Genomic DNA, 8,764 nt, shown 5'->3' with positions numbered 1-8,764 from the left:
TGCGGCCGCGGGACTGCTCCCGACGTACGAACAGTGCCCGCCGCCTTACCGCGCCTTGCCCGTGTCATCTCACGCGGCGCCGTTCGCGTGGTCCTTGATCTGTTCCATCAACGTCGCCTGCCGCACCATGTCCTGACGGTGCGTCGCACGCCGCGCGGGATCGAGTACGGCGTCGTGGAACGTCTGGAAGACGCCCACGAACTGGTCGCAGGCCGGCATGGTCATCGTCGTCTCGACGTCCCGCTGTTGAAGCCGCAGCACCGGACGCGCCGTGTGCGCGGGCGTGAACGCCCACTCCAGGATCAGCCGCCCCTCGCTGCCCCACACGTCGTAGGTCGAGCGGTAGCTGTGGGACAGCCCGAACGAGCAGTTCGCGGTGGTCCCGGCGTCGTCGCACAGCAGCGCGGAGCCCGAGGTGTCCACGCCGAGGGCGGTGTCGTGGGACAGGCTCGCGCCCACCACCCGGGCGGACGCGCCGAGATAGGCCTGGGCGGCGCGCACCGGGTAGCAGCCCACCTCCCACAGCGATCCGCCGCCGAGCTCCGCCTGGTACTTGATGCCGCTCGGATCGGTGGGCGGAATCCCGAACGACCCGGTGAAGGAGCGCAGTTCACCGATCGCCCCGTCCGCGACGAGGGCCTGTGCCCGGTCGTGCTGCGGGTGACGCAGGAAGGCGAAGTTCTCCATGACCGCGAGCCCGCTCGACTCGGCCAGCTCCGTCAGCTCCAGAGCCGTGCGCCGTGAGGACACCGCGGGCTTCTCGATCAGTACGTGCTTCCCCGCCTCCAGCGCCCGGCGCGCCCACCGCGCGTGCTCGCTGTTGGGCAGCGGGATGTAGACCGCCTCGATCTCCGGCATCTCCAGCAGACGTTCGTACCCGACGACCGCCGCGCAGCCGGCCCGGGAGGCGGCGTCCTCGGCCTTCGCGGCCGACCGGCTCGCGATCGCGGACAGCCGGAAAGGCGACTCCCGGATGGCCGGGATGGCGCGCCGTACGGCGATGTCGGCGCATCCGACGATGCCTATACCGGCTCTCCGCTCGGATTCGAGAACGGACGTTGGCCCTTCTATTTTCACAGGTCCACCCAAACGATATAAGAATGCACATGCCTGAACCGGGACGCCCCAAGACTGGATAGCCGACCTGCGGTTGTCAATGTCCGTTCCCCGACTGCCCGATGGTGACCGACGGGCCTTTTGAACGCGTGTTAACCGCCGATAAAGTGCTCGCATCGCCCACGGGGCACGAAGTCACTGAGGAGGTGCCACGGTGAAAGGAATAATCCTGGCCGGCGGCAATGGTACGAGGCTGCATCCGATCACGCTGGGCGTCTCGAAACAAATGCTCCCGGTCTACGACAAGCCAATGATTTACTACCCGCTCTCCGCGCTGATGCTCGCGGGCATCACCGAGATCGAGATCATCACGACCCCCGACGACCTGGAGATGTTCCGCAGGCTGCTGGGAGACGGATCCTGGCTGGGGCTCACCCTGACCTACGCCGAACAGGACAAGCCCCGCGGCCTCGCCGACGCGTTCCTGGTCTCGGCCGACCACATCGGCGACGACTCCGTCGCCCTCGTCCTCGGCGACAACATCTTCCACGGCTACGAATTCGGCCGCCTGTTGCAGCGCTCCGCCGAGGACATCCGGGGCTGCGTGCTGTTCGGCTACCCGGTGCGCGACCCCGAGCGCTACGGCGTCGGCACACTCGACGAGCAGGGCCGGCTCATCGCCCTGGAGGAGAAGCCGGCCAAGCCCAAGACCAACATGGCCATCACCGGGCTGTACCTGTACGACAACTCCGTCGTGGACATCGCCCGCGGGCTGCGCCCCTCCGAGCGGGGGGAACTGGAGATCACCGACCTCAACCGCGTCTACCTGGAGCGCGGCGAGGCCACGCTCATCCCGCTGGGCCGCGGATTCGTCTGGCTGGACACCGGCACCCACGACGCCCTCATGGAGGCCGGCGACTACGTCCAGGTCCTGGAGCACCGCCAGGGAGTGCGCATCGCGTGCCTCGAGGAGATCGCCTGGCGCATGGGCTACATCGACCGTGACGACTGCTACCGCCTCGGCAGCAGGCTCGCGAACTCCTCCTACGGCCGGTACGTCATGGAGATGGCCCAGGCCGGCTGAGGCGCGCCCGAAGGCACCGCATCCCCTCCCGTGGGACTCCCACCGGACTCCCACCGGGGCCCTTTCACCGGAAGAAACGGCAGCGCCATGAAATTCCTGTTCACCGTCGGCGGCAGCCAGGCAGCCGTGTTCGGCGTCGCCCCGCTCGCCGCCGCCGCACGCAACGCGGGACACGAGATCCTGCTGGCCGCCGACGAACCGCTGATGGCGGCCGCACAGTCCGTCGGACTGCCCGCGATCTGCATCACGCCCGAACGCATGCGCTACGGCCAGGACGCCATGACGGCATCCGTCCGCCTGGACGCACTGCTGGAACTGTCCGGGCAATGGGCGCCCGATGTGGTGGTCGGCGGGCTCTCCCACGTCCCGCGGGTGCTGGCCGCCCGGCTGCGCGTCCCCTACGTACGGCACATCTGGCACATCGCCCAGATGGCGCGGCGCGACCGCACGGCCGTGGCCGAACTCCAGCCGGAACTGGAACGGTTGGGGCTGGACGAGCTGCCCGACCCGGACCTCTTCATCGACCTGTGCCCGCCGTCGCTGCGCCCCGCGGGAGCCCCGAAGGCCCGGTCCATGCGCTGGGTGCCGAGAGTCAGCCAGCGGCGCGTCGAGCCGTGGATGTACACCAGGCCCGAGGGCCGGCCGCGGGTCCTGATCACCGCCGGGACCCGCAACCTCGTGCTCGACACCCCCGGCAGCTCACTGCGCGCCCTGGTCGAGGAACTGTCGGGCGCCGGGGCCGAGGTGCTCGTCGCGGCGCTGCCCGAGGCCGCCGAGCGGTTCGGCGCGGAACTGGGCGAGGACGTCCGCATCGGCTGGATCCCCCTCGACGTCGTCGCGCCCACCTGCGATCTCGCGGTCCACCACGGCGGAGCCACCACGGCGATGACCCTCATCAACTCCGGTGTGCCCCAACTCATCGCCCCCGACAACGGATACGGCAAGGCCGTCGCCGAAGCGGTACGCGACTTCGGCGCGGCCGAACTGGTCGACCGCCACCGCCCCGAGGAGGGCCGCGACCCGTACAAGGTCATGGTCGAGGCCGCCCGGTCGGTCCTCGACGACCCCCGGTACGCCGAGCGCGCCCGGCTGCTGGCCGAGGAGAGCGCCGCGCTGCCGAGGCCCGACGAGGTACTGCGCGACATCGAGGCGCTCGCCGCCCGCTGAGCACCGACTGCCGCCGGCCCCCACCCGCGGGCCGGCGGCACTTTCGTGTGCCCGTACGTAAGGCGCGTCGCGCACGGAAATCGCCCCGGAGCCGACGGAGGATCTCCGTGGTTCCGGGGCGATTCGTATGCGCGCCGTACGGGGCCGGGTCAGCCGGTGGTCAGTGCCTCCAGGCGCGGCACGATGTCCGCGGGCGTCGGCAGCGTGGCGATCTCCTTGGCGAGGAACTGCGTGCGCTCCGTGTAGCTCGGGTCCTCGAGCAGCTCGCGGCAGGCGGCGGCGATCACGGCGCCGGGCGCCGTGTCCGGCTCCTGCGCCTGCGGCCACAGCGTCCTGCCCGCACCGAACCCGCTGATCGCGCCGGCGATGGCCTCGCGGTGGTAGTTGGGCGGGAACTCCGGCGGGTTCTCCGGAATGATCAGCTGCGGCACCCCGTTGGCCATCAGGCTCGTGGCGGTGGTCGCCCCGCCGTGGTGGACGGCCAGGTCGCAGGTGGCCGCGGCCACGTCGATCGGGATCCAGCCGACCCGCGCGTCGCCGAGCTCGGTGCCGAAACGCTCGGCCGCGCCCGGGGAGGCGGCGATGAGCACCTCGGCGCCCAGCTTGTTCAACTCGCTGACCAGCAGCGGCATCGTCCAGCCCGGATCGCGGAACATCAGGCTGCGGAAGCCGGACGTGATGACGACGCGGCGACGCCCCTCGGGGCGGGTGTACATCCACCGCTCGAGCCGGCGCTGCGGGTTGCTCGGGATCCAGCGCATCGGCTGGGCCTCGGGGTCCTGCGCCGGGCGCAGCGAGGGCGGGGTCGAGTCGATCAGCAGGTCGGGCCGGAGCAGCCCGTCCACGCCCAACCGCTCCATCTCCGGGCGGAGTTCGGCCTCGGCGCCCGGGTCGATCCCGGTCAGCGGGATGCCCAGGTACTCCACGTGCCGGACGTAGGGCACCTTGAGGTGGGCCGCGAGCAGCATCGCCGCGTAGCTCTGCGAGCTGCCGACGACGACGTCCGGAGTCCAGTCCTTGGCCAGCTCCAGCAGGGACTTGACGCCGGCCAGGCCCATCTGCGCGAAGCCGCGGCCCTGCCCGATCATCTCCTCGTCGCCCAGCTCCCGCGGGAAGCGCAGCCCCTTGCCGGGGTTGGTGATCCGCATGAAGTGCCGGATCGGGTCGACCGTGTAGCAGAACGTGGGAAGCCCGATGGCCTCCGCGGTCTCCACCCAGGGTTCGTGGGCGGCCAGCATGACCTGATGGCCGGCATTTCGCGCGGCCGTCGCCAGCGGGGCAGTGGCGTAGTAGGTTGCCTGGCTGCCCGTCGTTATGAACAGGATTTTCATGGCACTCCGGATGTTTTTCGTGAGACGCGGCCAAACGCATTTACGAACGCCTGCATCGTCTGCGGCGGCGCCTTTTTCTGTCAAACACCCGGAAATGGCAATGCCGTTCAAGCGGGGAATTCGCGCAGTTGAACGTTTGTGTGCGCCCGACGCGCCGACCATCATGTGTCGCGACGGACCCGGATACCCGAAAGTCGGTGGCAGGCATGAATACCCTGATCTACAACGCCCGAATGGCGCTGCGCGACGTCATGGAAGTCAACATCTTCAGCCAGGGCAACGACAAGGTCTTTCTGACGGTGTTCCCCGAGCTGGTCTGGGAGGGCTCGGGCGAGCGGCAGCAGGAGAAGGTGGTCCGCAACGTCATCGACCGGCTGCACGACATGGAACTCGACGTCGCCGGCGGGGACGAGGCCGTCCGCACCCTCCTGGACGCCCGCCCGGTCGAGATCGTCCGCAAGGCCGCCTGACCGTGATTCCCCGCTACGCGCTGCCGGAGATGGCGGAACTCTTCTCCGACCAGGCCCGGTACGCGACCTGGACCGAGGTGGAGGTACTCGCCTCCGAGGCGCAGGCCCGCCTGGGTCTCGTCCCCGAGTCCGCTCTGGCGGGGATCCGGCGGGCCCCGGTGCCGGACGCCGCCCGGGTCGCCGAACTCGAACGCGACCGTGACCACGAGATCCTCTCCTTCCTCGCCGCGTTCTGCGAGACCATGCCGGACGACACCGCCCGCTGGGTGCACCTGGGCATGACGAGCTACGACCTCGTGGACACCGCCCTGGGACACACGCTGGCGCGCGCCTGCGACGTGCTGCTCGACACGACGGTGCGGCTGCGCGCCACCCTCGTGGAGCGGGCCGCCGAGCACTGGGAGACCGTGTGCATCGGGCGCACCCACGGCATGCACGCCGAGCCGACGACCTTCGGGCACAAGCTCGCCGGGTTCGCCTTCGCGGTCGACCGGTCGATCCGCAGGCTCCGCGACGCGCGCGAACAGGTCGCGGTGGGCACCGTCTCAGGCTCCGTGGGCACCTACGGGCTGATCGACCCGTTCGTCGAGGAGCACGTGTGCGGCGCGCTCGGCTTGGGCGTGGAGCAGGCCCCCAGCCAGGTCGTGGCCCGGGACCGGCACGCCCAGCTCGTGCAGGCCATCGCGACACTCGGCGCCTGCGTCGAGCAGATCGCCGTGGAGGTGCGGCTGTTGTCGCGCACCGAGGTGCGCGAGGTGGAGGAGCCGCGCGGCGCCGCCTACCAGGGGTCGAGCGCGATGCCGCACAAGCGCAACCCGACGACCGCCGAACGCCTTACGGGCCTGGCCCGGCTGCTGCGCGGGCACGCCGGCGCGATGCTGGAGAACGTGGCGCTGTGGCACGAGCGCGACCTGTCGCACTCCTCGGTCGAACGCGTCGTGCTGCCCGACGCGTTCACCGTCGCGCACTACCAAGTCACGGCGGCCACCGCCCTGATACGCGACCTGATGGTGTTCCCGGAGCGCATGCGTGCCGCGATCGACCACACCGGCGGACTCGCCTACAGCTCCGCCGTCCTCGCCGAGCAGCTGCGCTCCGGCGGCGAACGCGAGCGGATCTACCGCACCATCCAGAACGCCGCGAACAGTGGAGACTTCCTCCGTGAACTCGACAGCGCGGGCTTCGACACGGGCAGCCTGACCCCGCAGCGGTTCCTGTCCCACCATGACGTCATCCACAAGCGATTGGACAAGCTGCGTGAGCAGGATCATTGAGCGTGCGAACGGCCGGGAACTCGATCTCGACGACGTGCTGAGGGTCTACCGGGAGTCGGGGCTCGGCGAGCGCCGGCCCGTCGAGGACACCCAGCGGATGGCCGAGATGGTGCGCCACGCCAACCTCGTCGTCACCTGCCGCGTCGACGGCGAACTGGTGGGCATCGCCCGCAGCGTCTCCGACTTCGCCTACGTGACGTACCTGTCCGACATCGCCGTCGTACGGGCCCACCAGCGTTCGGGCATCGGCCGCGAGCTGATCGACGCGACCCGCAAGGAGGCACCGCGGGCCAAGATCGTGCTGCTGTCCGCCCCCGCCGCGGCCGAGTACTACCCCCACATCGGATTCACCCCGCACCACTCGGCGTGGGTGCTCAACCCCTGAGCCGCCGGGAACCTCAGTGGTGCATGCCCCCGTGCCCCTCGTCGTGCGCGCCGCCCACCGGGCCCACCACGAGGGGCCGCACCATGTGCTGCTCGTGCTCCAGCATGTGGCAGTGGTGCACGCCCCGGCCCACCACGGGGAAGCGCACCGCGACCGTGACGAGTTCGCCCGGGGTGCCGTTCGGGCCCGCCGTGATCTGACCGGCGGTCCCGACCCGGACCACGTCCTTCACCCCGATCTCGTGCGCCTCCAGCTCGGCCGCCGCCTTGAAGGCGATCGGCTTGGCGGAGCCACGCACCTTCCGGTCGAAGCCGGTGATGTCGTAGAGGGCACGGGACAGCACCTGGAAGTGCGCCAGGTGGATGTGCATGGGGTGCGGTGAGGCCGCCAGGTTCAGGTACTTCCAGACCTCCAGGTCCTCGTGCCCGGCACGGACGGTGTTTCCGTCGTCGTACGCCATCGCCGTCCTGCGCAGCGTCGTGAGGACCCCGTTCTCGTCCCGTACCTGCACGATCCCTTCCGCGGGCGGGGTCAGCCCGTCCGGGGTGATCTCCTCCATCTCCCACATCTCGGGCATGTTCTGCGTGCCCGGCCCCACCAGGGCGATCCAGCGCGTGGTCCGCTCCTGCGGGAGGTCGTCCGCGCCGAGCCGCCGGAAGTCGGGATCGATCGTCTCCGGCAGGGTGAAACGGGTGCTGGGCCTGCGGTCGGCGACCCGGAACTGCATCACGTCCGGCTCCAGCATGTCGCTCCGTTTGCTGGAGTCGCCCGGGGTGATGCCTTCGAGGGTGTTGACCAGCTTGAGCGCGCGGCCGCGGAATTCGCCGAAGTCGACCAGTACGTCGGCGCGTTCACCGGGGGAGAGGTTGAGGGCCCCCTCGACCTGGCGGGGCCGGTCGGTGAGACCTTGATCGGTGCCGATCACCTGGAGGGCGCCGCGCACCGGCTCGCCGTCGGCGAGCAGCATCAGCCGGTAGATCCGGGAGTTCGCGGTGTTGACGACGCGGAACCGGTACCAGCGGGGCTGGACCTCCAAGTACGGCCAGACGACACCGTTGACCAGCGTGTACGGGGCCGCGTGCACGCGCATGAGGCGCTGGGCGCCGACCATCTCCACCTTGTGCACCAGCCGGCCGGTCAGCTCGCCCGAGGCGTCGAGGTCGAAGTTGCGGTCGCTGAGCACCAGCGGCACCTCGTACTCGCCCCGGGGCAGATCCAGGTCCTTCTCCCGCTCGCCGCGCGAGACGAACAGTCCTGCCAGGCCCGCGTACACGCTGAAGCGGCTCACGTGGTGGGAGTGGTCGTGGTACCAGAGCGTGGCCGCGTCCCGGTTCGGGTAGGCCGACAGCTGCACGTCGCCCGGCGGCAGCAGGTTCTCCATCCAGCCGTCGTTGCCGCCGCCGGTGAGCATGCCGTGCAGATGGACCACCGCCCACGGCTCCAGGCCCGACACACCCTGTACTTCCTGGCAGCCCGCGGTCCCGGGGTAGTTGGTGAGCGGGTCGGCCGAGGGGCCCGTCGGCAGACCGAAGTCGACGGCCGTGACGGGGATGGTGCCGCTGAGCCCGTTCTCCCAGGCCACTCGGAGCGGCCGGCCGGCGGTCGTCTCGATGGTCGGGCCCGGGTAGGAGCCCTCGTAGGTCCACATCCGCACCGGCGGCAGCTGCGAGTGGACGGTGACGTCGGCGGTACGCAGACGCACGGTCAACTCATCGTGCTTGCCACGGCTCTTGGGGCGCAGGACGGGCGGGATGCGCAGCCGGTCCTGGAACTTGGTCAGGATCAGTTCGGACGGCGAGGGTTCGGGGCCCGCGGTGTACGGGGCCGCCACCGGTGAGCCGGTGAAGACGGGCGCGGTGGCCACCAGGGCCCCGAGGCCGGCGGCGGCGCCGCGCAGCAGCGTACGGCGGTCGAGTCCGGATCTGTCCGGTGTGTCGGCGAAAGCAGTGTCCATGGCGCGAAGTTAGGGACGGCCGCTCCAGAGCGGCTCGAACTCC

The 8,764-nt window shown here is 70.3% G+C and carries 8 protein-coding genes; 5 read left to right on the top strand and 3 right to left on the bottom strand.

The genetic code is table 11. The features are described 5' to 3' along the window. Nucleotides 1-69 precede the first annotated feature (69 nt). A complete protein-coding gene (locus tag ACYSUO_RS25450) occupies nucleotides 70-1,077 on the bottom strand; it encodes a Gfo/Idh/MocA family protein (protein ID WP_461778560.1) in 1,008 nt (335 codons plus the stop codon). 193 nt (nucleotides 1,078-1,270) lie between these two features. Here ACYSUO_RS25450 and rfbA point away from each other — a divergent pair, with 193 nt between their 5' ends. Together rfbA and ACYSUO_RS25440 are read left to right on the top strand one after the other, a co-directional pair. Then, nucleotides 1,271-2,140, top strand: coding sequence for a glucose-1-phosphate thymidylyltransferase RfbA (gene rfbA, locus ACYSUO_RS25445; RefSeq protein ID WP_461778559.1), 870 nt, complete (start codon nucleotides 1,271-1,273; stop codon nucleotides 2,138-2,140). 87 nt (nucleotides 2,141-2,227) lie between these two features. Then, nucleotides 2,228-3,307: a glycosyltransferase gene (locus ACYSUO_RS25440; protein WP_461778558.1), complete on the top strand. Its 1,080-nt coding sequence runs from the start codon at nucleotides 2,228-2,230 to the stop codon at nucleotides 3,305-3,307. 149 nt (nucleotides 3,308-3,456) lie between these two features. Here the strand turns inward: ACYSUO_RS25440 and ACYSUO_RS25435 are convergent, their stop codons facing one another. Continuing rightward, entirely contained in the window at nucleotides 3,457-4,638 is a 1,182-nt protein-coding gene (locus ACYSUO_RS25435; protein ID WP_461778557.1) for a glycosyltransferase, read from the bottom strand. A gap of 206 nt (nucleotides 4,639-4,844) precedes the next feature. Between ACYSUO_RS25435 and ACYSUO_RS25430 the strand changes: the two genes are divergently transcribed. The 3 genes from ACYSUO_RS25430 to ACYSUO_RS25420 are packed head-to-tail and all read left to right on the top strand — an operon-like array spanning nucleotide 4,845 to nucleotide 6,767. After that, on the top strand, nucleotides 4,845-5,108 hold the full coding sequence (locus ACYSUO_RS25430) for a hypothetical protein (protein WP_461778556.1): 264 nt from the start codon (nucleotides 4,845-4,847) through the stop codon (nucleotides 5,106-5,108). Between the two features lie 2 nt (nucleotides 5,109-5,110). After that, entirely contained in the window at nucleotides 5,111-6,382 is a 1,272-nt protein-coding gene (purB, locus tag ACYSUO_RS25425; protein WP_461778555.1) for an adenylosuccinate lyase, read from the top strand. Beyond that, nucleotides 6,366-6,767 carry a GNAT family N-acetyltransferase gene (locus ACYSUO_RS25420; RefSeq protein WP_461778554.1) on the top strand — a complete coding sequence of 134 codons (402 nt, stop codon included), beginning with the start codon at nucleotides 6,366-6,368 and terminating at the stop codon, nucleotides 6,765-6,767. Before purB ends, ACYSUO_RS25420 begins: the two co-directional genes overlap by 17 nt. 13 nt (nucleotides 6,768-6,780) lie before the next feature. Here ACYSUO_RS25420 and ACYSUO_RS25415 read toward each other — a convergent pair whose 3' ends face one another. After that, on the bottom strand, nucleotides 6,781-8,721 hold the full coding sequence (locus ACYSUO_RS25415) for a multicopper oxidase family protein (RefSeq protein ID WP_461778553.1): 1,941 nt from the start codon (nucleotides 8,719-8,721) through the stop codon (nucleotides 6,781-6,783). Nucleotides 8,722-8,764: the final 43 nt, after the last annotated feature.

The organism is Streptomyces sp. UC4497, from assembly GCF_054871485.1.
This window is presented reverse-complemented; position numbering and strand designations above follow the sequence as displayed.

Excerpts from the sequence above, each read along its gene's own strand:
- ACYSUO_RS25440 (WP_461778558.1), top strand. The coding sequence starts at position 2,228 with ATGAAATTCCTGTTCACCGTCGGCGGCAGCCAGGCAGCCGTGTTCGGC.
- ACYSUO_RS25435 (WP_461778557.1), bottom strand. The coding sequence starts at position 4,638 with ATGAAAATCCTGTTCATAACGACGGGCAGCCAGGCAACCTACTACGCC.
- ACYSUO_RS25430 (WP_461778556.1), top strand. The coding sequence starts at position 4,845 with ATGAATACCCTGATCTACAACGCCCGAATGGCGCTGCGCGACGTCATG.
- ACYSUO_RS25415 (WP_461778553.1), bottom strand. The coding sequence starts at position 8,721 with ATGGACACTGCTTTCGCCGACACACCGGACAGATCCGGACTCGACCGC.